The sequence below is a fragment of the Pseudarthrobacter sp. MM222 genome, assembly GCF_947090775.1.
Classification (GTDB): Bacteria; Actinomycetota; Actinomycetes; order Actinomycetales; family Micrococcaceae; genus Arthrobacter.
The window spans coordinates 3,360,084-3,385,324 of sequence record NZ_OX352321.1 but is presented as its reverse complement, the minus strand read 5'-3'; the positions used below and the strand labels follow the sequence as shown (position 1 = coordinate 3,385,324).

Sequence of the window (25,241 nt, the reverse complement as noted above, 5' to 3'; positions counted from 1 at the left end):
GCAGTCTTCAGCGGGAACATCGCCGTGTGCTGTCATCTGGGCGCGAAACCCTAGCTTTCTCCAAGAGAGTCAGCTAGGGTTTCGGCATGGCACTTCGATCCGACTGGTCCGCGCGGACCTGCAGCATGGCCCGCGGCCTGGACATCCTGGGCGACCCGTGGGGCATGCTGGTCCTGCGGGAGATCTTCTTTGGCAATGGGCGCTTTGACGCCATCAAAGAGCGGCTGGGGGCAGCGGATTCCGTGCTCACCCGGCGGCTCGCGGCGCTGGTCGCGGCCGGGCTGCTCACCCGCCGCCCGTACGACGACGGCGGCCGCACGCGCCAGGAGTACGTGCTCACCGCCAAGGGTGAGGACGCCCTGCCGGTGCTCAACGCCGTCGTGCTCTGGTCCGAAAAGCATCTCCCGGCGCCGTCCGAGCAGGCCCATATGTTCGTGGTCCATTCCACATGCGGTGCCCGCACTTCCTCTGCCGACAGCTGCACGGCCTGCGGGCAACGCCTCACGGCCGACAACACCAGTTGGCACAGCCTTACGCGCAGCACCGACCCCGTTCCGCTCGCCACCGCACCCTCCACTCCGGGCGATTCCCGGACGGCCTCCTCCCAGAACGGAACCGCCGCATGAGCGCTCCCAAGACCACCCTTCTGCCCGCGCCCAAACGGCGGCTGCACCCGGCGTGGATCGTGGCGGCTGTCGCTTTCCTCGCGCTGGTGGGTGCCGCCGGATTCCGCGCGGCACCCGGCGTTCTGATGGTGCCCCTGCAGAACGAATTCGGCTGGTCCACCACGGTGCTGTCGGCCGCGGTCAGCATCAACCTCGTGCTTTTCGGACTCACCGCGCCCTTCGCGGCCGCGCTGATGGAGCGCTTCGGCATCCGTGCCGTCACGTCGGTGGCGCTCGTGCTGATAGGCGCCGGGAGCGCCCTGACCGTACTGGTGAACCAGTCCTGGCAGATCCTGCTGACCTGGGGGCTGCTGATCGGGCTCGGAACGGGCTCGATGGCGCTGGTCTTCGCTGCCACCATCGCCAACACCTGGTTCGCCAAGAGCCGCGGCCTGGTGATCGGCATTCTCACGGCCGGCAGCGCCGCCGGGCAGCTGGTCTTCCTGCCCTTCATCGCCGCGCTGGCCCAGAACCCGGGCTGGCGCCAGGCCTCCCTGCTGATCGCCGCGGGGGCGCTGGCAGTGGTCCCACTGGTACTGAGGTTCCTCAAGAATTCCCCGGCCGACGCCGGTGTGTTGCCTTATGGTGCGGAACCCGAGGCGCGGGCCGACACGGACGGCGAGCCCTCGACGGACGCGCCGGAGAGCCCCGAGGGGCCCGCGGAGCCGCGCCGTAACGCTGCCGTGCGGGCGCTGCAGGTGCTCAAGCGCGCCAGCAAGGTCCGGACGTTCTGGGCGCTCGTGGCGGGATTCGCGATCTGCGGGGCGACCACCAACGGGCTGATCGGCACGCACTTCATCCCCTCGGCGCACGATCACGGGATGCCTGAAACCACGGCCGCGGGCTTGCTCGCCGTCGTCGGGATCTTCGACATCCTGGGCACGATTGCCTCCGGCTGGCTCACGGACCGTTTCAACCCGCGGATCCTGCTCGCCGTGTACTACCAGTTCCGCGGCATCGGGCTGCTGGTGTTGCCGCTGCTGCTCAGCGCCACGGTCCAACCCAGCATGATCGTGTTTGTCGTGATCTACGGACTGGACTGGGTGGCCACCGTGCCGCCGACCGCGGCGATCTGCCGGCAGGTGTTCGGCGCCGACGGCAGCGTGGTGTTCGGCTGGGTCTTCGCGGCCCACCAGCTTGGAGCCGCGGCGGCTGCCCTCGGAGCCGGTGTCATCCGGGACGCCACCGGCCAGTACACCTACGCCTGGTTTGGCGCCGCGGCGATGTGCACCATCGCCGCCGTGATCAGCGCAACCATCCGCAAAGACGCCGGAAAGAAGGAAGCGGTCCCCGTCCCGGCCTAGCCGGCAACGGCCCCCCGACACGGTGCGCCGCCGAATTCGGTGTCGTAATTCGCCCTCTGTAGGATGAAGCAGCGCGGCCAGCCCGCCGACGACCGGCTCCCAGGGACGCCGCGCCGCATTCAATATTGGGGGACACGAATGTCACTGCTCGACGCCGAAAAATCGCACGCACCGCCCGCCGGGACTTCCCGGAAGGCCCTGCGGCCGCTGCTGCGAATCGCCACGTCACTGTTCCTCGCCGCTGTGGCCTTCCTCGTGTGGACCTGGCTCGCGGCCTGGGCCAAGCACGGCCTTGACTTCAGCGTCTACTGGTACGGCGGGTCGATCCTGAATGAGGCGGGCCAGTCGCCGTCGGACCTCTACGAAGGCAACGTTGACCGGGCCGGCGGGCCGAGCCTTCCGTTTACTTATCCGCCGTTTGCCGCCCTGCTCTTCAGCCTCCTGGCCCGGATGCCCCGCCTGGTCGCCTTGAATCTCTTCAACGCTGCCGGTGTTGCCGTGGCGATCTGGGTGGCCATCCGGTGCGTCCACTACTGGACTGCCAAGGCGGACTGGCGCAGTATGGTCCGGTCGACCCGCAACCGCTGGGGCGCCGGAGTCGTGCTCCTGGCCGTCCTGAACCTGGGCCCGTGGCGCGAGACCCTGGCGTTTGGCCAAATTAACATCCTGCTGATGGGACTGATGATGGCAGACCTGCTGGCCCGCAACCGGCGGTGGAACCGGGGCCTGCCCGGGAGCGGCTTCCTGGTGGGCGTTGCCGCCGGCATCAAGCTGACGCCGCTGGTGTTCGGGCTGTACTTCCTGGTCCGCAAAGATTGGCGCGGGCTGCTGAACATGGCCGCGGGGTTCGCCTCCACAGTCCTGATCGGTTTCCTGCTGCGTCCCGCCGAATCCCAGCAGTTCTGGCTCGAGATCCTTCCCGACACCTCCAGGATCGGCGGCGCCGGCTATGTGGACAATCTGTCGATCAAAGGTGCGCTGCTGCATTTCGGCGTCCCCGGCCCGGCGGTCACCGAGCCGTGGCTGGTGTTGAGCCTGCTCGTGGTCGCCCTGGCCGCGGCGATCATCAGGTTGGCCAGCGACCAGGGTGCCCGCGTTGTCGCCATTTCGACGACGGCGCTCGCCATGCTGCTGATCAGCCCTGTGTCCTGGTCGCACCACTGGGTCTGGGTGGCGGCGGTCCTGCCCGCGTTCGCCTGGACCCTGCGCGAAACCCCGCACCGCTACCACGGGCTCCGCTGGCTCATGGGCGGGGTGCTGGGCGTTTCCGTCCTGGTGTTCCTCTTTTCGCCGAAGACCATCGGAACAGCGCTCGGCGCGGAGAACCTCGACGTCCAGACACCGGGCCTCTGGATCATTGCGTCCAGTGCCGGCGTCTTCTGCGCGCTCGCCATTCTGGTGTGCTGGCTCATCGTCCTTCGGCGGGGCTCCCTGGCTCCGGCCTTCGGCGCCGTCCGCGCCGGGGAAACCACGGGGAGAACGAGCTACCGGAAGGCCGCGAGGCCGGTGATGTGCTGGCCCAGGATCAGGGTGTGGACCTCGTCAGTGCCCTCGTACGTGCGCACCGATTCGAGGTTTGCGGCGTGCCGGAGCGGCGAATAGTCCAGGGTGATCCCGTTCCCGCCCAGGATGGTGCGGGCCTCGCGGGCAATGGCGATCGCCTCGCGCACATTGTTCAACTTGCCCAGCGAGATCTGCTCGGGCCGCAGCTTGCCGGCGTCCTTGAGCCTGCCTAGCTGCAGCGCCAGCAGCGTGCCTTTCTGGATTTCCAGCAGCATGTTCACCAGCTTTTCCTGCGTCAGTTGGTAGCCGGCGAGGGGCTTGCCGAACTGCAGCCGTTCCTGGGAGTACTTCAAGGCCGCCTCGTAGGAATCCCGGGCCGCGCCCATGGCGCCCCACGCGATCCCGTACCGGGCCTCGTTCAGGCAGGTGAACGGGCCCCGGAGGCCGAGGGCAGCCGGCAGCAGTGCCTCGGGACCCAGCCCGACGCCATCGAACCTGATATCGCACTGGATCGAGGCGCGCATCGAAAGCTTCTGCCCGATCGGCGTCACCGTCAGCCCGGGGGTTCCTGCCGGGACCAGGAAGCCGCGGACGCCGTCGTCGGTCCTCGCCCAGACCACCAGCACGTCCGCCACCGAGGCCAGCCCGATCCAGCGCTTGGCGCCGTCCAGGATCCAGCCGGCGTCCTCGCCCGGGCCGTCCCGCCGGGCGGACGTCGTCATCGAGGCTGGGTCCGAGCCGGCGGTGGGCTCGGTCAGGGCGAAACTGCCGATCAGTTCACCGGCGGCCATCCGGGGGAGCCACTGCTGCTTTTGCTCCTCGGAGCCCCAGGTGTGGATCGCGGTCATGGCGAGGGAGCCCTGCACCGAGACGAAGGTGCGGATGCCGGAATCGCCCGCCTCCAGCTCCATCGCGGCCAGACCATATTCGACGGCGGTGCGGCCGGGACAGCCGTACCCTTTCAGATGCATGCCGAGGACGCCGAGCTCGCCCAGTTCCGGAGCCAGCTCCACCGGGAAGACGCCGTCGTCGTACCATTTCGCGATGCCCGGACGGATCCGCTGGTTCGTGAAGTCGCGGACCTTCTCCCGGACGCCCAGCTCGGCGGCGCTCAGCAGGGAATCGATCGCCAGGACGTCCGAAGCATCGGAAAATTCAGCAGGTCGGCTCATTCCAGCATCCTACGGCCGCCCCGGCTGAAGCGCGCCGGCCGCGGGCTGGCGCTGCAGGAAGTAGTTCCGGGTTGACGGGGCGAAACGGCAGACGGCGGCCAGCACCACGCCCAGCGCCAGCAGCACCACGCCGCTGACAAACGCCCCGCCGACTCCGAAGATCTGGGTGTCGCCGTAGGCCGGATCCCACATCTGCACCGCGGAGACGAAGAAGGCAGCGGTGAGCAGGAGGGCCCCGATCAGCGGCAGGATCCCGCGGAACCACAGGTTGCGGGCCGAGCCGCGAAGGGTGGCACGGAAGTACCAGACGCAGGCGAAGCCGGTCAGCGCGTAGTAGAAGGCGATGAAGAGGCTGATGGAGCTGATGGAGTCCGCCAGCAGGTTCTCGCTCAAGAGGCTCATCAGCACGTAGTAGCCGACGGCCGCGGCGCCCATGACCTGGGTGGAGAATCCGGGCGTCTGGTTGCGCGGGTGGACCTCGCCAAACTTCGGCGGCAGCGCCCCGTGAACACCCATGGACAGGGTGCCGCGGGCGGTGGGAAGAATGGTGGTCTGGGTCGAGGACAACACGGAGGCCAGCACCGCGACGACGATCAGCCAGCCCCAGGGGCCCAGCACCACGTCCTTCATTGCGAGGAAGACGTCGCCCTGGTTGGCTTCGTTTCCGAGGCCGATCCCTTCCGTGCCCACTGAGGCATACATCATCACCAGCAGGGCCACGGAGACGTAGATGGCCACCAGGACGAACGCCGAAATGACCGCGCCGCGGCCGGGTGTCGTGGCGGGATTCTCGGTCTCCTCGTTCACGGCGAGGCACGTGTCCCAGCCCCAGTAGATGAACAGTGCCAGCAGCGCGCCGTGCACCACGGCGCCGGGGTCGGCGAAGGCGCCGACCGGGTTGAACCACTCGACGTCGAAGGCCTGGCCGGCCGTGGACCCGCCGGACGCATCGCCCGCGATGTGGACGATGATGGCCACGGCGAAGACGCCGAGCGAGACGTACTGCACGTACGTCAGGACACGCTGGACATGTTCCCCGAGCCGGATGCCGCGGTAGTTCACCAGGGTCATGAAGACGATGAACAAAACCCCGGTGGCGGTGACCAGCAGGCTGTTCCGGGCCAGGGAACCGTCGCCCACCAGCAGCCACAGGTACTGCCCGGCTATCTGGGCCAGGTTCGCGAGGACCACGACGCCGGCCAGGGCCACGCCCCAGCCGCCCAGCCAGCCCGCCCACGGACCGAAGGCGCGGCGGGCCCAAATGAACGTGGTCCCGCAATCCGGCATGGCGCTGTTCAGCTCGCGGAAGGCGTAGGCGATGAAGAGGACCGGCACGAAGCCCAGCAGCAGGATCAGCGGAGTGTAATTGCCGTTGACGGCCACGATCAGGCCAAGGGTCGCCGCAAGCGAATAGACCGGTGCGGTGGAGGCCAGCCCCAGCATGACGGAGTCGCCCAGGTCCAGGATTCCGGCCCGCAATCCCTTGGCGGGAACCGGCACCGGGCCGCCGGGCGTCGTCGTCTGCGTGCTCATAGGGTGATTCCTGCCTTGCTGGAGTGCTGATTCGAAGTCGGGAGAACGGGCGCCGGCGCGTCGATCGTGTTGGGCACGAAACGGCAGAAGTAGTCGGTGATCGGACCGTCAGACTCGCGGATGCCGCAGCCGACCGATTCGCCGTCGACCACCCATAGACCCAGCACCGGGCGGTTGCCGTCGAAATCAGGCAGCGCGTGGAACTGCTGGTAGCACCAGCCTTCCCGGCCATAGTCGCCGGGCTGTTCAAGATTGATGCCGGCGGCGTGGATCTTGATATTGTCCCCTTCCCGGCCGTGCAGCGGTTTGGCGACCCATTCGGTCAGCGGCCCGGGCCCGTCCAGGTACGCCGGCAGCAGATTGGGGTGGTCCGGGTAGAGATGCCACAGCGCGGCGAGCAGGGCTTTGTTGGACAGGAGCATCTTCCACGCCGGTTCCACCCAGCGCGGATTGTGGGCGCGCTGGAGCAGCCGGGGCCCGAACGGCTCCTTCATCATCAGTTCCCAGGGGTAGAGCTTGAACATGGTGCTGATCAGGAAGTTGTCCAGGTCCACGAAGCGGTTTAGGTTGGGGTCCCAGCCGATGTCGGACATGTTGATGCCGATGGTGGTCCAGCCCGCCTGGCTGGCCACGTCCCGCATGTAGGCCGCCGTCATCCAGTCCTCACCGGATTGCTCCGCTTCGGAGTGGGCGACGTGGAGCGTGCTCATCCCGGTGCGGTACTGCAGCTTCTTCCATTGCCGGATGAGGGCTTCATGGATGCCGTTCCACTGGTCTTTTTCGGGAAAGACGTCCTGCAGCCAGAACCACTGGGCGACGGCGGCCTCAATAAGTCCGGTGGGGGTGTCGGCGTTGTATTCGAGCATCTTGGCGGGGCCGCCCCGGCCGTCGTAGATGAAGTCGAAGCGGCCGTAGACGTCCACGTCACCGGCCTGCAGCGATTCGGCCGCCAGCTCCAGTGCCTGCGGCCCGATCCCGATGGTGCCCATGGCGCCGGTCGCGAGGAACTTGGCGGCCTCCACGCACATGCGGTGCATGTCCTCCGCGGTCTGTTCGAGCGTTTCCACCTCGTCCATGGTGAATTCGTAGTACGCGGCCTCGTGCCAGTACTCCACGTTGGTGCCGTCGGGCAGCGTGGTGGTGGAGAAGACCAGGCCCTGCTCTTCGATCCGCTTTTTCCAGTCCGGCCTCGGCTCGGATCGCAGTCGTTTCATTCCTAGCCCCCCGTGCTTCCGCCCTTGGAGCTGCCGCCGAAGCCGCCCCTGCTGACGGTGCCGCCCTTGGTGCTGTAACCCGTCGACGTCTTGGCCCCGGTCGGGACCGTCCTGGTGTAGCTCGGGTATGCCGAGCGGTTCTGGCCCAAGCCGGGCACGCTGGCGCCACGGGAGTAGAAATACCAGGCATAGATGCCGGAGCTCCGACCGTCCGTGCTGCTGTTGTCGCACTGCGTGTCCTCGACGCGCTCGCCGGTGTCGTCGTTGAAGCACACCTGGGCGTAATCGGGGTCCTGCTCGTTGCTGGCCACCATGGCCGTGATCGTGCCGGCCAGGAGCGCCGTGACGCCCAGGCCCACGACGACGGTGCGTCGCTGGGAGCGTTTCTTCCGCGCCGCGGCAGCGGCCACCTCGCGTTCCCGTTCGCGTTCGAACGGGTCGAACACGGCGTCTGGCGGTGTTGTGTGTGCCGTGGTGTCATCCGGACGGCCCGGTGAAGCGTCCTGGGGGTGCGGGGGCTGGCTGGCCGGGTGTTGCAGATCCGGCCGGAGTTCAGGCTTGGGCACCTGCCATGGCGGAGGCTTAGGTCCGCCGTTTTTCCTTGGCAGGTCATCGCCCTCGTGCTTGCCCTTATCCATCGTCTCCCCCTGCTTCCGAATTCTGATGCCAGCCTAACCGGCTTACCGGCTCGGGTCAGCGGAATCAACCGGCAAACCTGCCGGTGGCCGCTGCTTCCCCCGGTTGGCGGGGGCAGGCCTACACTGGTCCCATGGACACCGCAGCTGTGCTTGCCGTGTGCCGGGTTCACCAGCTGCTGGCGGATCCCGGCAGCGTCGGCGTGACCGCAATCGACAAGCGCGCCGTGGACGGACCGGTCCGGGTGCACAAGCTCGGACTGCACGGCGATATCCAGGCCAGCCGGATCCATCACGGAGGCGAGGACCAGGCGCTGTACGCCTACTCCCAGGATGACGCGGACTATTGGATCGGCGAGCTGCAGCGCGAGTTGCCGCCGGGAATTTTTGGCGAGAACCTGCGTATCACAGGGATCAACACCACAAACGCCATCATCGGCGAACGCTGGAAGATTGGGCTCGACGTCGAGGTGGAGGTGACCTCGCCCCGCACCCCCTGCGCCACATTCCAGCGGCGGATGGATGAGCCGCAGTGGGTCAAGAGGTTTGGCGACGCGGGCAGGGTGGGCACCTATCTCCGCGTGGTCCGCACCGGAAGCATCCGGGCGGGGGACCACATCCACCGGATCTTCGTCCCGACGCACGGGGTGACGATCGGCAAGTGGTTCAGTGACCCCACGCTCGAGGACATGGAGGCGCTGCGGGATGCGGACGCCGACGGCCAGATCCGCCTGCAGCCCGAGTACCACGAGGAATTCGCGAAACTGCAGCGCCGTCTCGGAGTGTAGCGGGCGGCCTTCGGGCCGCTGCCGATGCTGCCCGTGTGCGCAAGCTCACCGCCGTCGTCGGCCGCTCAGTTACCTAAGTGCGGATCTATACCCTACACTTGAACTATCCCCCACTCCGGAAATCCCTTATTTCCTGCCCAATTCTTGAGGCAAGACTGGTAAGTGTTGGGGCCCGCGCAATTGAGATGCGGGCATTTTCATAGGGAGAGCCGGCTAAAGAAAACGCTGTACAGACTGCTGGGATAGCAGCCAAGAGATGCAGCGGGAAGTCCTGCCACGGGATTGCGAAAGCGCCGGACTTCTATGTGACCGGCCGGTCAAAGTATGCCCGGCAATTACGGCACGCGTACTGCGGCTCCGCTCACCTCGGGTTGTGCCGCTTGGCCCCTATGGATGAGGAAAATTCACCTATGCCCGAAAATCAGAACAACTCCGCCGACACCGAAAACAATCAGGTCGACGTCGAGACTTCTGAAACGGTTGCCCCCGCAGCCGAGTCCGCCCCGGTAGCCACCGAGGCTCCTGCTGCCGCCGAGGCTCCGGCCGCCGAGCAGGCTGCTGACACCAAGGCCGCTGACACCAAGGCTGCCCCGGCCAAGGACGAGGAAGCCGAGGAAGAGGGCGTCAAGTTCGTGGACCTCGGCATCGACGGCCGCGTCCTTGCCGCCCTGCAGGACGTTGGCTACGAGAAGCCGTCCCCGATCCAGGCAGCAACCATCCCGCTGCTGCTCGAAGGCCGCGACGTCGTGGGCCTGGCCCAGACCGGAACCGGTAAGACTGCAGCATTCGCAGTACCGGCTCTGTCCCGCCTGGCCGAGCTCCACGACCTCAACGGCCCGTCCCGCAAGACCCAGGCCCTGGTGTTGGCTCCGACCCGTGAGCTTGCCCTTCAGGTTGCCGAGGCCTTCACCTCCTACGCCAAGCACATCGACGACTTCACCGTCCTCCCGGTGTACGGTGGCTCCGCCTACGGCCCCCAGCTCGCCGGCCTGCGCCGCGGTGCCCAGGTTGTTGTCGGTACCCCCGGCCGCGTCATCGACCACATCGCCAAGGGTTCCCTCGACCTGTCCGAACTCCAGTACCTGGTGCTGGATGAGGCTGACGAGATGCTCCGGATGGGCTTCGCCGAAGACGTTGAGCAGATCTTCCAGCAGACCCCCGCGGGCCGCCAGGTTGCGCTGTTCTCCGCCACGATGCCCAGCCAGATCCGCCGGCTGTCCAAGCAGTACCTGAACAACCCGGCCGAGGTGCAGGTCAAGTCCAAGACCACCACGGGCGCCAACACCCGCCAGCGCTACCTGCAGGTCATGGGCCCGCACAAGCTGGACGCACTGACCCGCATCCTCGAGGTCGAAGAGTTCGAAGGCGTTATCGCCTTCGTCCGGACCAAGATGGCCACCGAAGACCTGGCCGACAAGCTGCGTTCACGGGGCTTCCAGGCTGCCGCCATCAACGGCGACATCCCGCAGCAGCAGCGTGAGCGCACGGTCGAGGCCCTGCGTGACGGCAAGATCGACATCCTGGTCGCCACCGACGTTGCGGCCCGTGGCCTTGACGTTGAGCGTGTCAGCCACGTGGTCAACTACGACATCCCTCACGACACCGAGTCCTACGTGCACCGCATCGGCCGCACCGGCCGTGCAGGACGCTCCGGTGACGCCATCCTCTTCATGACGCCGCGGGAGAAGTACCTGCTGCGTTCCATCGAGAAGGCGACCCGCCAGCCGGTGGAGCAGATGCACCTGCCCACCGCGGAATCGGTCAACACCCTGCGTCTTGGCAAGTTTGCCGAGAAGATCACCGAAACGCTTGCATCCGAGGATGTCGCCGCATTCCGCGACCTCATCTCCTCGTACGAAGAAGAGCACAACGTACCGGCGTCGGAGATTGCTGCTGCGCTGGCCGTCATGGCCCAGGGCGGTCAGCCCCTCCTGGTCAAGGAACTGCCGGCCGCACCTGAATTCCAGAAGCGCGAGCGGTCCAAGGACGGCTTCGGCTCACGCGGCCCGACCCGCACCCTGACCGAGGGCAATGCCACCTACCGGATCGCCGTCGGACGCCGTCAGCGCGTCATGCCGGGTTCCATCGTTGGCGCCATTGCCAACGAAGGCGGCATTTCCTCGGCCCAGATCGGCGGCATCGACATCCGTGCGGACCACTCCCTCGTGGAGCTCCCGGCGGACCTGAGCCCCGATCAGCTGAAGGCCCTGTCCCGCACCCGGATCGGCGGCGAGCTGATCCACCTCGAACTGGACAACGGCCGTTCGCCTGCAAGCGACCGTGGCGGCTACCAGGGCGGCAACCGCGGCGGCGACCGCGGCGGCTTCTCCGGCGGCGGCGACCGTGGCGGCAACTTCAAGGGCAACGGCGGCTTCAAGCGCGAATTCCGCAAGACCGACGGCGAGCGGTCCTCCGCGGACCGGGGCGGACGCTCCTTCAGCGACCGCGCCGAGCGTGGGGTCGGCTCCGATTCCCGCAAGCCGCGTACCGAAGGCGGCTTCAAGCCCCGCAACAAGTGGTAATTCCGCTTCCACAGTGAACTGAGAACGGGCCGGCTTCCAGCCGGCCCGTTCTCGTCTTAAGTTCGCTTCGTCACACCCCGCCCGGACGGTCTTCCCGGGCGGCGCGCAGAGCCGTCCCGAGGCCGCCGCCGCCCCGGATTTCCGGGGCTTTTCGGGGCTACGGGCCTTTCTGGCAGCCGATTTGTTGACCGGGCAATCTTCCGGTAGAGTATTTACTCGTTGCCCCCCTAGCTCAGTGGTAGAGCGCGTTCTTGGTAAGAACGAGGTCACCGGATCGATTCCGGTGGGGGGCTCTGAATGAGGGCCTGTGTCAAGGCGGTTTTTGACCGGCTTAGCGCAGGTTTTCCTCATTTATGGCGGCGTAGCTCAGTTGGTTAGAGCGCACGACTCATAATCGTGAGGTCGGGAGATCGAGCCTCCCCGCCGCTACCAGATAAGACCCCCGGAATCCTTGAGATTCCGGGGGTCTTTCTGTTTGTGGGCGGGGCTCGGTACAGGGAAATTCCCCGGCCGTTCCTGCGCGAGGTGCTCTCGGCCCTGTCGCTCTCCCTGGCATTCAAGGTTTCCCAATGCTGCCCTGCCTAGCGTGTGTCTTGTCACCGGAGACCAGTGCCGCAGGAGGCTCGGATGAATCGCTCTGTAGCATCGCTCTTCCTCCCCTCGATGCGGACCACTGGGAGGCACCGAGCTGGACGCGGCGTACCGCGGCGTCCAGCGTTGCTGATTCGGCGGCCCCTCGGATTTAGTCTCTCGTTCACATTTTTGGTGATACTTCTGGTCTTCGTAGGGGAGGTAGTCTCGGCTCCTCGCGATGCCTCCGGTGCTGCCGGATCGCACCTTCATTCGGGGGCAATCCCAGACGACACGGCCATCAACGCCGGCCCGCACATGCACAATGCAGCGCTGACGCCTGCCGCGATGGAGGCCCCTCCGGCTCCCTTGCCACGCACCGGGTGGACGGCTTCGGCCAGCGATGAAGAAGTTGCCGGCGGGGATGGACGCGCCGCCAATGTGCTTGACGGCAATGCGGCCACGATGTGGCACAGCAGGTGGTCCCCGGCGCCGGCGGCACCGCTGCCGCACAGCATCACGATCGACACCAAGGCGACACGAAGCATCTCGGGGCTGCGTTATCTCCCGCGTACTGACCTCGCGAACGGGCGGGTCGGGAGCTTTGATATCCGGGTGAGCACCAACGGCACCACCTGGAGTGCACCGGTGGCCCACGGGACCTGGCCGGACACCATTGAGGAGAAGACGGTGACTTTCCTTGCGGTCAGCGCCCGGTACGTCCGGTTGACCGCGACCACGGAGGCGGCCGACCGCGGCCCGTGGAGCACTGCCGCAGAGATCAACCTGCTCGCCGGGCAAACCGCACCCCCTACCAGCGAACTCCTCGGCCCCTGGAACACCGCCGCCGCGATCAACGTGCTCGCCGGGCAAACCGAGCCCCCTACCGGCGAGCTCCTCGGCCCGTCGCGGGGGTCCTGGGGTCCCACGATCGGCTTCCCGATCGTCCCGGTAGCGGCGGCCCTGTTGCCTGGCAACCGGCTGCTGGCCTGGTCCGCATATTCGCCGGTCGCCTACGGCGTTGACAAGGGATATACCCAGATTTCCATCATGGACCTCACCACCGGTGCAGTGAGCCCGGCCCAAAGGGTCAACACCGGTCATGACATGTTCTGCCCCGGGGTCTCGCTGCTGCCGGACGGGAGGATCCTGATCAGCGGCGGCGGCGACAGCGCCCAAACCACCCTGTACAACCCTGCGACGAACGCCTGGACCTCGGGGCCGGACATGAAGATCGCCCGCGGCTACCAGTCCAACGTGACCACCTCCACCGGTGAGGTCTTCACCATCGGCGGATCGTGGTCGGGCGGTATTGGCAACAAGAGCGGCGAGGTGTGGTCCGCCACCGGCGGCTGGCGGACGCTGCCCAATGTCCTGGTCGACAACATCCTGACCGACGATCCCCGTGGCGGGTACCGTTCCGATAATCACGCGTGGTTGTTTGCCGCCCCCGGCGGCCGGGTGTTCCATGCCGGGCCGAGCCGCCAGATGAACTGGATCTCCACCACCGGCAAGGGCAGCATCACCTCGGCCGGACTGCGGTCAGACAGCCCGGACGCAATGAACGGCGACGCCGTGATGTACGACGTGGGGAAGATTCTCACCGTGGGCGGCTCGACTGCCTATGACAGAGTCCCAGCTACGGCTCGCGCTTACACCATCGACATCAACAACGGTGTCAAAACAGCGCGGACCGCAGACATGGCGGTTACGCGGTCATACGCGAGCGGGGTCGCGCTGCCCGATGGCCAGGTGCTCGTCGTCGGCGGACAGGCCACACCAATTGTGTTCACCGACACCGGCGCCAGGATGGCGCCGGAAGTCTGGAATCCGGCGACCGGAAAATGGACCACGCTTGCTCCGATGGCCATTCCCCGGACGTACCACAGCGTCGCCCTGCTGCTCCCTGACGCCCGGGTCTTCGTCGGCGGTGGCGGGTTGTGCAACAACTGCTCGACCAATCATCTGGACGGAGAAATTTTCACGCCTCCCTATCTGCTGAACGCCGACGGCAGTGCACGCACCCGGCCGAAGATTGTGGCCGCACCGGCCACCGCCGCGACCGGCAGCACGATTGAGGTGACCACCGGGGCTCCGGCTACGAAGTTCTCCCTGGTGCGGATGAGCACGGTGACCCACACAGTGAACACCGACCAGCGGCGGATCCCGCTGACCGCAATCTCGGTGTCGGGCAACACCGCTTCGCTGAGGTTGCCGGCGGATCGCGGCGTGCTGGTGCCAGGCACCTATATGCTCTTCGCGATGGACAGCAACGGGGTGCCCAGCGTCGCCTCTACGATCAGGATTAACTCTTCGGGAGGTTCGGAGGCTGAACCAGGGACACAAATTCCAATAGCGCCGTTCCGGGCGTTGGATACCCGGACCGGTTCCGCGGTCGGTGCTGACTCGTCGGTGTCGTTCCAAGTCGGCGGCGTGAGCGGGATTCCGGCGAATGTCTCTGCCGTGACGTTCAACCTCACTGTGACCGAGCCCCGGTCCTTCGGCTTCGCTGCCGCTTACGCCTCCGGCGCTGCGCGCCCCAATGCTTCCAACATCAACTTCGCCAGGGGCCAGACTGTCCCGAACTCGGTGACCGTTCCCGTGGGTGCGGACGGGAAGGTCACGATCTTCAACCGCTCCTCGGGTACCACCCACTTCATCGCCGATGTCTCCGGTTATTACTTTGCGGGCACCCCGACGGTGGCTGGTGCGTTCAAGCCCACAGCGCCGTTCCGGGCGTTGGATACCCGCGTCCGTGCCGCGGTCGGTGCTGACTCGACGGTGTCCTTCCAGGTCGGCGGCGTGAGCGGGATTCCGGCTAAGGTCTCTGCCGTGACGTTCAACCTCACTGTGACCGAGCCCCGGTCCTTCGGCTTCGCTGCCGCTTACGCCTCCGGCGCTGGGCGCCCGAATGCTTCCAACGTCAACTTCACCGCAGGCCAGACTGTCCCGAACTCGGTGACCGTTCCCGTAGGTGCGGACGGGAAGGTCACGCTCTTCAACCGCTCCTCGGGTACCACCCACTTCATCGCCGATATCTCCGGCTATTACATTGCGGGCACCCCGACGGTGGCTGGTGCGTTCAAGCCCACAGCACCGTTCCGGGCGTTGGATACCCGCGGTCGCGCCGCGGTCGGTGCTGACTCGACGGTGTCCTTCCAGGTCGGTGGCATGAGCGGGATTCCGGCTAGGGTCTCTGCCGTGACGTTCAACCTCACGGTGACCGGGCCCCGGTCCTTCGGCTTCGCCGCCGCCTACGCCGGTACTCTGCGCCCGAATGCTTCCAACGTGAACTTCGCTACGGGCCAGACTGTCCCGAACTCGGTGACCGTTCCCGTAGGTGCGGACGGAAAGGTTACGCTCTTCAACCGCTCCTCGGGTACCACCAACTTCATCGCTGACGTTTCCGGCTACTACATCGGCGGATGATGACGTGACAGCGTCTACGAGCGAGTGTGCGCCGCAGCGGCGGCCGTGGCGAGCGACCCGCCGTGGGCGCGGTAATGCGGTTGACCTCGGTGAGGTCCTGCTCCGGGTACCTGTTCAGCTGCGTGGAGTCGCAGTCCAGGGTCTTGGTCTGCGCGAGTGACAATTCGGCGACGCGGCCACCGACGTACGGGAGGCTCGGGTCGCCGGGAGTTACAGGTACGGTATCGCGGCACTTGTCCACCTGGATCGTGGCGTCATGTCAGACGGTGACCGCCGTCTTAGGGGAGGTGAATGTCAATTCCAGGGTGGTGACCCGAGCTTCAGAGAGTTCGGACCTTGAGCAGCTGATGATTCTGAAGCCAGGGGTCGGGAGTATCACCTCTACGTGGACTCGACCCTCGTCGGGTTGGAGAAGTACTAAGGCAAATACGTCAACTTCGTCATGAACTATCAGGCGCAACAGAATGACGGAGCTGACGCCGACGCCGAGACATTTGGGATCGAAAGCAATCCGAGATGCTCAGGATCATTGACAACTTTACAGTTATCTTCTCGCCGGAGGTCTGAAATCCGGCATTCGGGAAACCGGGTGAACCAAGCGACGCCGGCAAATCACGCACCTGGCGGCGAGACATATACGTCGCCTGCCTGGACTGGCCAGACAGCCTTCGCGGGGCGAACTGCTTTGTCCCGAGACTCCGGGACCGTCAGCAAAGCACGGATGATTACGAAAGCGGCCGCCAGCTAATGAGGTCGTAGATCGAGCCTCCCCACCGCTACCAAATAAGACCCCCGGAATCCTCGTGGTTCCGGGAGTCTTTTGTTTGGGCAGGATTCGGCCCGCGCGTTCCTCCTCGAGTGCCCCTACGACCAATAGCCGCGTGCGCGCCATCTCAGCGTCGACGCCGGCGCCCTCAGGTTTTCCCATGCTGCTATGCCTAGCGTCTGTTTTTGTCATGGGGGACCAGTGCCGCAAGGAGGCGCAGATGGATCGTTGGGTAGCGCCGATCTTCCGCTCCGTGACCCCATCCCCGGGGAGGCACTCGCGTCATAGGGGCCCGGTTGCTTTTTTCCTGCGGCGCTGCACTAGTCTGATTCGATTCCTCAATCTTGTTCCGGCGGCCAGCCGCCGGGCTGGACGCGGCGTACTGCCGAGCCAAGCCTTTCTGGTGCGGCGGTCCCTTGGACTTCGAATCTCGTCCACTTTTCTGGTAGTACTGCTGGTTATCGTGGGGGAGGCGGTCGCGGCTCCGCGCGATTCCTCGGGTGCTGCCGGATCGCACCTGCACACGGGCGCAGCTATGTACGACCCTGCCGGTGCTGCCGGATCGCACATTCACAGTGCGGCTCTCCCGGCCGCCGCGATGGAGGCGGCCGCGCTTCCCTTGCCACGGACCGGTTGGACGGCTACGGCCAGCGATGAAGAGGTTGCCCGTACGAATGGACGCGCCGACAATGTGCTTGACGGCAATGCGGCCACGATGTGGCACAGCAGGTGGTCCCCGGCGCCGGCGGCACCGCTGCCGCACAGCATCACGATCGACACCAAGGCGACACGAAGCATCTCGGGGCTGCGCTATCTCCCGCGTAATGACCTCGCGAACGGGCGGATCGGCAGCTTCGAGATCCGGGTGAGCACCAACGGCACCACCTGGACTGCCCCGGTGGCTCGCGGGACCTGGCCGGACACCATTGCGGAGAAGACGGTGACTTTCCTTGCGGTGAGCGCCCGGTTCGTCCGGCTGACCGCGACCACCGAGGCCGGCAATCGCGGCCCGTGGAGCAGTGCCGCCGAGATCAACCTGCTCGCCGGCCAAACCGCGCCGCCTACCGGTGTGTTGTCCCGGGCTGGGTGGACGGCTACGGCCAGCGATGAAGAGGTTGCCCGCACGAACGGCCGGGCCGCCAATGTGCTTGACGGCAGCGCGGCCACGATGTGGCACAGCCGGTGGTTCCCGGCGCCTGCGGCACCGCTGCCGCACAGCATCACGATCGATACCAAGGCCACGCGCAGCATCGCGGGCTTCCGCTATCTCCCGCGTTCTGACGGAACGAACGGGCGGGTCGGCAACTTCGATATCCAGGTGAGCACCAACGGCACCGCCTGGAGCGCGGTCGCCAGCGGAACCTGGCCGGACACCGGCACGGAGAAGACCGTGAACTTCACCGCGGTCAGCGGCCGGTACGTCCGGCTGACCGCGACTACCGAGGCCGGCGACAGAGGGCCGTGGAGCAGCGCAGCGGAGATCAATCTCCTGGGCCCGCTACTTGGCTCCTGGGGTCCGACGATCAGCTTCCCGATCGTCCCGGCCGCGGCAGCGCTGTTGCCCGGCAACCGGCTGCTGACCTGGTCCGCCTATTCCCCGACCGCTTTCGGGGGCAGCAGGGGCTATACCCAGACGTCCATCCTGGACCTCACCACCGGCAAGGTATCCCAGGCCCAGGTGGCCAATACAGGTCACGACATGTTCTGCCCCGGAACCTCTCTGCTTCCGGACGGGAGGATCCTGATCAGCGGCGGCAGCAACAGCGCGCAGACCACGCTGTACAACCCTGCGACGAATGCCTGGACCTCGGGGCCGGATATGAAGATCCCGCGCGGCTACCAGAGTAACGTGACGCTCTCCACCGGTGAGGTGTTCACCCTTGGCGGGTCCTGGTCCGGCGGTGCGGGCAACAAGGACGGTGAGGTCTGGTCCGCCGCCGGCGGCTGGCGGACGCTGCCCAACGTGCCGGTCGACAACATCCTGACCGACGATCCCCGGGGTGGGTACCGTTCGGATAACCACGCTTGGCTGTTCGCGGCCCCCGGCGGCCGGGTGTTCCATGCGGGACCGAGCAGCCAGATGAACTGGATCTCCACCACCGGCAATGGGAGCATCATCTCCGCCGGGCTGCGCTCAGACAGCCCGGACGCGATGAACGGCGACGCGGTGATGTATGACGTCGGCAAAATTCTGACCATGGGCGGGTCAACCGCCTACGAGAACACGGCTGCAACCGCGCGGGCGTACACCATCGACATCAATAACGGGGTCAAAACGGCCCGGACCGCAGACATGACTGCCACCCGGTCATTCGCGAACGGCGTCGCGCTGCCGGATGGCCAGGTAGTCGTGGTCGGCGGCCAGGCCACCCCCGTTCCGTTCACGGACACCGGCGCCAGGATGACACCGGAAATCTGGAACCCGGCGACCGGAAAGTGGACCACGCTCGCGCCAATGGCCATCCCCAGGACGTACCACAGCGTCGCTCTGCTGCTCCCTGATGGCCGGGTCTTCGTCGGCGGTGGCGGGTTGTGCAGCACCTGCACGACCAACCATCTCGACGGAGAGATCTTCACCCCGCCCTACCTGCTGAACGCCGACGGCAGTGCGCGCACCCGGCCGGCGATTGTGACCGCACCGGCCACCGCCGCGGCCGGCAGCACGATCGCGGTAACCACCGCAGCGCCAGCCACCAAGTTCTCCCTGATGCGGATGAGCACGGTGACCCACACCGTGAACACCGACCAGCGGCGCATCCCGCTGACCGCAACTTCGGTCTCCGGAAGCACCGCGTCGCTGAAGCTGCCGACGGACCGCGGCGTGCTGGTGCCGGGCACCTACATGCTCTTCGCGATAGACAGCAAAGGCGTGCCCAGCGTCGCCTCGACGATCAGGATCAGTTGATCACCCCCAAGCGTACTTAGCCAACAGGATGGTTGCAGCTAGTGACGGGCTTGAACGGCTTGTCTCCCGCCCAGCAACTCCTCCCCGCGCAATCACCTATTTTGCCGCTGAGGGCTCGGAAATACAGTCACTTGCCCGGTTCTCCGCGCAATAGCAGCCGGCTCAAGGTTTCCCAATGCTGCCCTGCCTAGCCTGTGTGTTGTCACCGGAGACCCGTGCCGCTAGGAGGCGCAGATGGATCGCTCTGCAGCACCGATCCTCCGCCCCGTGATCCGGGCACCTGGCAGGCATCGGGCAGGCGGCAGACGCCTGCCACGGCGGGCTCTCCTCTTGGCCCTGCATGCCGGCGTGCACCGCGCCGCCGCGGTTCTGGTCGGACTCGCGTTGATCCTGGGGTACGGCGTCGTGGCTCCGCACGAGTCCTCGAGCGCGACCGGATCGCACCGGCACACGGCGGCGGCCCCGCATGAAGCCTTGAATGCGGCGGCGGCCCATGTGCACACGGCGGTGTTGCCGGACGCCGCGATCGAGGCCGCTCCGGCTCCCTTGCCACGTACCGGGTGGACGGCTACGGCCAGCGATGAAGACGTTGCCGGCGGGGATGGACGCGCCGCCAATGTGCTTGACGGCAATGCGGCCACGATGTGGCACAGCAGGTGGTCCCCGGCGCCGGCGGCACCGCTGCCGCACAGCATCACGATCGACACCAAGGCGACACGAAGCATCTCGGGGCTGCGCTATCTCCCGCGTAATGACCTGGCGAACGGGCGGATCGGCAGCTTTGATATCCGGGTGAGCACCAACGGCACCACCTGGAGTGCCCCGGTGGCTCAGGGGACCTGGCCGGACACCATAGCGGAAAAGACGGTCACTTTCCTAGCGGTCAGCGCCCGGTACGTCCGGCTGACCGCCGCCACCGAGGCCGGCAACCGCGGTCCGTGGAGCACTGCCGCCGAGATCAACCTGCTCGCCAGCCAGACCGCGGCCGCCACCCGTGTTCTGCCGCGGAGCGGGTGGACAGCGTCGGCCAGCGACGAAGAAGTAGCGCGCGTCAACGGCCGGGCCAGCAATGTGCTCGACGGCAGTGCGGCCACGATCTGGCACAGCCGGTGGTCTCCTGGCCTGGCGGCACCGCTGCCGCACACCATCACGATCGATACAAAGGCGGCGCGCAGCATCGCGGGATTCCGCTACCTCCCGCGTTCTGACGGAACGAACGGGCGGGTCGGTAAATACTCGGTCGGAGTCAGCACTAACGGAATCACCTGGAGCGCGGTAGCCAGCGGGACCTGGCCGGACACCGGCACGGAAAAGACCGTGAACTTCACCACTGTTACTGCCCGGTACGTCCGGCTGACCGCGACTACCGAGGCCGGCGACAGCGGGCCGTGGAGCAGCGCAGCGGAGATCAATCTCCTGGGCCCGCTACTTGGCTCCTGGGGTCCGACCATCAGCTTTCCCATCGTTCCGGTTGCCGCGACGATGTTGCCCGGCAACCGGATGCTGACCTGGTCCGCCTATTCCCCCACCGCTTACGGTGGCAGCAGGGGCTACACCCAGACGTCGATAATGGACCTCACCACCGGCAAGGTATCCCCGGCCCAGGTGGTCAACACCGGTCATGACATGTTCTGCTCCGGAACCTCCGTGCTGCCGGACGGCAAGATCATGATCAGCGGCGGCAGCAACAGCGCGAAAACCACGGTGTACAACCCTGCGACGAACGCCTGGACCTCGGGGCCGGATATGAAGATCCCGCGCGGCTACCAAAGCAACGTGACCATCTCCACCGGCGAGGTATTCACTCTCGGCGGGTCCTGGTCCGGCGGTGTCGGCAACAAGAACGGCGAGGTGTGGTCCGCCGCCGGCGGCTGGCGGACGCTGCCCAGTGTGCTGTCCGACAATATCCTCACGAACGATCCCCGGGGTGAATTCACTGCCGACAACCACTCATGGTTGTTTGCCGCCCCCGGTGGACGGGTGTTCCACGCCGGGCCGAGCCGGCAGATGAACTGGATCTCCACCACCGGCAACGGGAGCATCACCTCGGCCGGCCTGCGGTCAGACAGCCCGGACGCGATGAACGGCGACGCTGTGATGTACGACGTCGGGAAGATTCTGACCGTGGGCGGGGCGACCGCCTACACCGCAGCCCCCGGCACGGCGCGCGCATACACGATTGACATCAACAATGGGGTGAAGGTGACCCGCACCGCAGACCTGGGCTTCGCCCGCTCGTTCGCGAACGGGGTCGCGCTGCCCGATGGCCAGGTGCTCGTCATCGGCGGGCAGGCCATCGCCTCATCGTTTAACGACACCAACGCCAGGATGGCTCCGGAACTCTGGAACCCGGCAACGGGAAAGTGGACCACGCTGGCCTCGATGGCCATCCCACGGACGTACCACAGCGTCGCGCTGCTGCTCCCTGACGGCAGGGTCTTCGCCGGCGGTGGCGGGCTGTGCGGCAACTGCACCACGAACCATCTGGACGGAGAGATCTTCACCCCGCCCTACCTGCTGAACCCCGACGGCAGCGCGCGTACCCGGCCCTCGATCGTTACCGCACCGGCCACCGCCGCGGCCGGCGCCACCATCAAGGTGACCACCGGAGCGCCGGTCACGAACTTCTCCCTGATGCGGATGAGCACCGTGACCCACTCCGTGAATACTGACCAGCGCCGGATCCCACTGACCGCAACCCCGGTGTCCGGCAACACGGCGTCACTGAAGCTCCCGGCGGACCGCGGCGTGCTGGTCCCGGGCACCTACATGCTCTTCGCGATAGACAGCAAAGGGGTGCCCAGCGTCGCCTCGACGATCAGGATCAATTGAGTAATGAGCGGGGCTGCAGGTCAGTGGCATTTACAGGGTTTTTGCAAGAATCCGGCTTGATAGTTGGCACTGGAAATCATCTTGGTATCCAACCTGCTCCTGTAAGAACTCTGGAGGTTCCCGTGGCAACTACGCGAAGGAATGTACTGAAGCTGGGCATGATGGGCGGTTCGGTCGCCCTAATGGGCGCAGGTGGGGGCAGCGCCCTGGCCGGGGTGCCGCTGGCCGGGGACGCCGGGACGCTCACCCCCAGCAAGCTGGCCCCAAAGAATACGCCGGTTCCGTACACGGAGTCCTTCCGCCGCCCGCCGGAACTGATCCCCTACGAGACGGGCATCGATCCGGACGGGCAGCCATTCGCGAAGTATTCGCTGTCCCAAAAGATCGGGCAGGCGCAGATCGCCCCGGGACTGTCCACCACCCTGGCCGGGTACAACGGAATCTTCCCGGGCCCGTCCATCCAGGTTCCGCAGGGCACCCGCACCGAGGTGAGGATCAGTAATCGTTTGCCGACCACCGGCCTGCTGTACGCAGACCCCTCCAACACGGTCACGCACCTGCACGGCTCGGCGTCACTGCCGCAGTACGACGGATACGCCAACGACCGGACGGCGCCCTCGAAAGTGAAAAACTACCACTACCCCAACTGGCAGGCAGCCCGGACGCTCTGGTACCACGACCACAACCACATGCTGACCGCCCAAGGCGTGTATTCGGGGCTTGCGGCGTACTACTCCATCACAAACGAACCTGAGCAGGCGCAGCTCCCACAGGGCGAATTCGACGTCCCGATCCTGGTCTCGGATCTCATGTTGAACGCCGACGGGTCGCTTGGCTACAACGACAACGGCCATTCAGGGCTGTGGGGCGACATCGTTCTGGTGAACGGCGTGCCGTGGCCCACCATGAAGGTTAAGCCCCGGATCTACCGGTTCCGGTTCCTGGTCGGCTCGATCACGCGGTCGTACCGCTTCTCGTTGTCCAACGGGGACCCCTTCTACGTGGTGGGCACGGACGCCGGCATGACGCCCAAGGTCCAGGCCGTGCCGTCGTGGCGCCAAGGCACCGCGGAGCGCTACGAGGTCCTGATCGATTTCCGGAAGTACAAGCCGGGGCAGTCCGTGGAGCTGCGGAATCTGAGCAACAAGAACAATGTGAACTTCGCCAACACCGGCAAGGTCATGAAGTTCCAGGTGGTAGCCGATTCCCCGTCCCTGGACCCCAAGTCGCGCTCGATTAGCTCAATCCCCACGACACTGGATCCGGGTGAACACCCCACGAAAGCCAGCGGCGGCCTGGACCCAATGTCCCTCACCCCCGAGATGGCGGTGGCCAAAAGGATCCTGCGCGTGCAGCGGAAGAACGGGGAATGGACTATCAACGGCGAAACCTGGGACGACGTGGAAAAGTCCAACTTCACCCGGTGCTTCGCCAACCCGCAGAAGAACCAAGTGGAGCAGTGGACCATCGTCAACGAGTCGGGAGGATGGTTCCACCCGGTGCACATCCACCTCATTGATGGAAAGATCCTCGGCCGCAACACCAACAACGGACAGCCGTTCGCCTGGGAAGGCGGCCCGAAGGATGTGTTTTACGCAGGCGAGAACGAATCGGTCACGGTCCTGATGCAATTCGACACCGGAAAACACGAGGGCGGCCGCTACATGGTCCACTGCCACAACCTCGTGCATGAGGACCACGACATGATGGTCCAGTTCGCCGTCGGAGACCTGAAGAACAACGACCCCATTAATGCCGACATGCCGGTGGCGGAAGAGTGGCCGGAGGCGAGATTCTCCTCCTACTACAAGCCGGCCTACCCAGCAGGAACCTGACATGAAACGGGTGCTCCTGATCGTGCCGGCGGTGCTGCTATCCCTCGCCCTGGGCGGCTGCACCGGCGGCCCGGCCGCCCCCCCGGCTTCCGCGGGAGCGGCCAGCGAGTCCGCCACCGTCGCGACAGTCGGGACGCTGTCGGAGGAAGGGCAGGACCTGGGCAACAGCCGGCCCACGGTCAGTTTCGACGGACTGATGGTCAGGCGCCGAGTGGTGATCGCCGTCGAATCCGCCAACGACGCCGATCTGGCCGGCGTCCGGACCGATCTCGAATCGGCTGCCGCCGCCGCGGGCTCCACGCTGGAGAGCATTTCCCCCGATGTGCTCGAACCTGCCCTGCTGCAGAAGATGGTGCCGGAGCTGATCGTGGCCCTTCCGGCCGGGGCCACTGTCGACCAAGGCCGGGCCATCGTGACCAAGGCAACCGAAGAAGCGGGCGAGGCCAAGGCCGGCGTGGACAACTTCTACGTCCTGCCGGTCCTGGTCCACGATCTCCGTTTCACCGCCGACACTGAGGATCCCACCGCGCTCTCAGCGGCAGTGGATTTGGAGGGAATCGTTTCCGACGCGCTGGGGAACTACTCCACTACGGTGGAGGACGGACGGCTCAGCATCGATTACACGGGCCCCCTGCTGGGGGACGAAACCGTCGAGAGCGTCCGTGCCGGCATCGCCCGCCAGGCCCACACGGCGGTGTCCGCCGCCGTCGGGCCGAGGTCAAGCGCCGGGGAGGGTGTGGACATGGCCACGGAACCGGCCTGGGACCCGGAACAGCTTGTCAGCCCACAGGAACACCCCCACCCCGCCGGCTGACGGGTGCGGGCGGTGGCGCTGTGGGACAGAATGGGTCCATGACGCGAATCGCAATCATCGGCGGCCATGGAAAAGTGGCCAGGGAACTGTCAAGCATCCTCGCAGCGGAAGGGCAGGCTGTGACGTCCCTCGTCCGCAACCCGGACCACGCGGCCGACGTCGCCGCCACCGGCGCTACGCCCGTCGTCCTGGACGTCGAGAACTCGACGACGGCGGAAATCGCCGCGGCGCTGCGGGACCACGACGCCGTCGTCTGGTCCGCCGGAGCCGGCGGAGGAAACCCTGAACGCACTTACGCCGTGGACCGGGACGCCGCGATCCGTTCGATGGATGCCGCCGTCCAGTCCGGCGTCGGGCGCTACATCATGGTGTCCTACCTCGGAGCCGGGCCGGACCACGGCGTCCCCGAGGATAATCCCTTCTTCCATTACGCGGAGGCCAAGGCCGCCGCGGACTCCTATCTCCGCGGCACCGGTCTGGACTGGACCATCCTCTGCCCCGGTATGCTGACCGGCGGACCGGGCACCGGCCTGATCGACGTCAACCCGGACGGCACCTGGCAGGGCACCGACACAGCCCGCGCCAACGTGGCCCTCGTCGCCGCCGCGGTCCTGGAGCTGCCTGCCGCGGTCAGCCGCACCATCGGGTTCCGCGACGGCGGCCTGCCCATCGCGGCCGCCCTGGAGGCCATGACCTAGCTCGACCGGCTTCCGGCAGGACCCCGATAAAGTGGTGGGGGCGGCCGGCGCATCCT

General features: G+C 66.3%; 15 protein-coding genes and 2 tRNA genes. 13 read left to right on the top strand and 4 right to left on the bottom strand.

The features are described from left to right. Positions 1 to 86 precede the first annotated feature (86 nt). From OM977_RS15445 to OM977_RS15435, 3 genes are all read left to right on the top strand, one after another. Positions 87 to 626 carry a winged helix-turn-helix transcriptional regulator gene (locus OM977_RS15445; protein ID WP_264354776.1) on the top strand — a complete coding sequence of 180 codons (540 nt, stop codon included), beginning with the start codon at positions 87 to 89 and terminating at the stop codon, positions 624 to 626. Next, positions 623 to 1,969: an MFS transporter gene (locus OM977_RS15440; protein ID WP_264354775.1), complete on the top strand. Its 1,347-nt coding sequence runs from the start codon at positions 623 to 625 to the stop codon at positions 1,967 to 1,969. The genes OM977_RS15445 and OM977_RS15440 overlap by 4 nt, the downstream gene beginning before the upstream one ends. A gap of 138 nt (positions 1,970 to 2,107) precedes the next feature. Beyond that, positions 2,108 to 3,571, top strand: coding sequence for a glycosyltransferase 87 family protein (locus OM977_RS15435; protein WP_264354774.1), 1,464 nt, complete (start codon positions 2,108 to 2,110; stop codon positions 3,569 to 3,571). Here the strand turns inward: OM977_RS15435 and OM977_RS15430 are convergent. From OM977_RS15430 to OM977_RS15415, 4 genes are read right to left on the bottom strand one after another with little or no spacing between them, the layout of a single operon-like run. After that, positions 3,454 to 4,644 carry an acyl-CoA dehydrogenase family protein gene (locus OM977_RS15430; RefSeq protein ID WP_264354773.1) on the bottom strand — a complete coding sequence of 397 codons (1,191 nt, stop codon included), beginning with the start codon at positions 4,642 to 4,644 and terminating at the stop codon, positions 3,454 to 3,456. The two genes, OM977_RS15435 and OM977_RS15430, sit on opposite strands and share 118 nt — an antisense overlap. A gap of 9 nt (positions 4,645 to 4,653) precedes the next feature. Next, positions 4,654 to 6,177: an APC family permease gene (locus OM977_RS15425; protein WP_264354772.1), complete on the bottom strand. Its 1,524-nt coding sequence runs from the start codon at positions 6,175 to 6,177 to the stop codon at positions 4,654 to 4,656. Beyond that, entirely contained in the window at positions 6,174 to 7,391 is a 1,218-nt protein-coding gene (locus OM977_RS15420) for a glutathionylspermidine synthase family protein (protein WP_264354771.1), read from the bottom strand. Before OM977_RS15420 ends, OM977_RS15425 begins: the two co-directional genes overlap by 4 nt. 2 nt (positions 7,392 to 7,393) lie before the next feature. Beyond that, positions 7,394 to 8,029 carry a Tat pathway signal protein gene (locus tag OM977_RS15415; RefSeq protein WP_264354770.1) on the bottom strand — a complete coding sequence of 212 codons (636 nt, stop codon included), beginning with the start codon at positions 8,027 to 8,029 and terminating at the stop codon, positions 7,394 to 7,396. A gap of 131 nt (positions 8,030 to 8,160) precedes the next feature. On the opposite strand from OM977_RS15415, the gene OM977_RS15410 reads away from it, so the two are divergent. The 10 genes from OM977_RS15410 (at position 8,161) to OM977_RS15365 (ending at position 25,185) form a co-directional block, all read left to right on the top strand. Further along, positions 8,161 to 8,814: an MOSC domain-containing protein gene (locus OM977_RS15410; RefSeq protein WP_264354769.1), complete on the top strand. Its 654-nt coding sequence runs from the start codon at positions 8,161 to 8,163 to the stop codon at positions 8,812 to 8,814. Positions 8,815 to 9,224: 410 nt separating this feature from the next. After that, positions 9,225 to 11,336, top strand: coding sequence for a DEAD/DEAH box helicase (locus OM977_RS15405; protein ID WP_264354768.1), 2,112 nt, complete (start codon positions 9,225 to 9,227; stop codon positions 11,334 to 11,336). 221 nt (positions 11,337 to 11,557) lie between these two features. Further along, positions 11,558 to 11,629 (top strand) — tRNA-Thr (locus OM977_RS15400). A gap of 62 nt (positions 11,630 to 11,691) precedes the next feature. Then, a tRNA-Met gene (locus OM977_RS15395) sits at positions 11,692 to 11,768 on the top strand. Between the two features lie 456 nt (positions 11,769 to 12,224). Beyond that, positions 12,225 to 15,335 carry a discoidin domain-containing protein gene (locus OM977_RS15390; RefSeq protein ID WP_264354767.1) on the top strand — a complete coding sequence of 1,037 codons (3,111 nt, stop codon included), beginning with the start codon at positions 12,225 to 12,227 and terminating at the stop codon, positions 15,333 to 15,335. A 1,301-nt stretch (positions 15,336 to 16,636) separates the two neighbouring features. After that, entirely contained in the window at positions 16,637 to 19,006 is a 2,370-nt protein-coding gene (locus OM977_RS15385; protein WP_264354766.1) for a discoidin domain-containing protein, read from the top strand. Between the two features lie 234 nt (positions 19,007 to 19,240). Beyond that, positions 19,241 to 21,838 (top strand): discoidin domain-containing protein, encoded by a 2,598-nt coding sequence (locus OM977_RS15380; RefSeq protein WP_264354765.1) that lies wholly within the window; start codon positions 19,241 to 19,243, stop codon positions 21,836 to 21,838. A 122-nt stretch (positions 21,839 to 21,960) separates the two neighbouring features. Beyond that, positions 21,961 to 23,673 (top strand): multicopper oxidase family protein, encoded by a 1,713-nt coding sequence (locus OM977_RS15375; RefSeq protein WP_333473982.1) that lies wholly within the window; start codon positions 21,961 to 21,963, stop codon positions 23,671 to 23,673. 1 nt (position 23,674) lies between these two features. After that, on the top strand, positions 23,675 to 24,487 hold the full coding sequence (locus OM977_RS15370) for a hypothetical protein (protein WP_264354764.1): 813 nt from the start codon (positions 23,675 to 23,677) through the stop codon (positions 24,485 to 24,487). Positions 24,488 to 24,525: 38 nt separating this feature from the next. Beyond that, the gene (locus tag OM977_RS15365) at positions 24,526 to 25,185 is read left to right on the top strand and encodes an SDR family oxidoreductase (RefSeq protein WP_264354763.1); all 660 of its coding nucleotides are present in this window, start codon (positions 24,526 to 24,528) and stop codon (positions 25,183 to 25,185) included. Positions 25,186 to 25,241 lie beyond the last annotated feature (56 nt).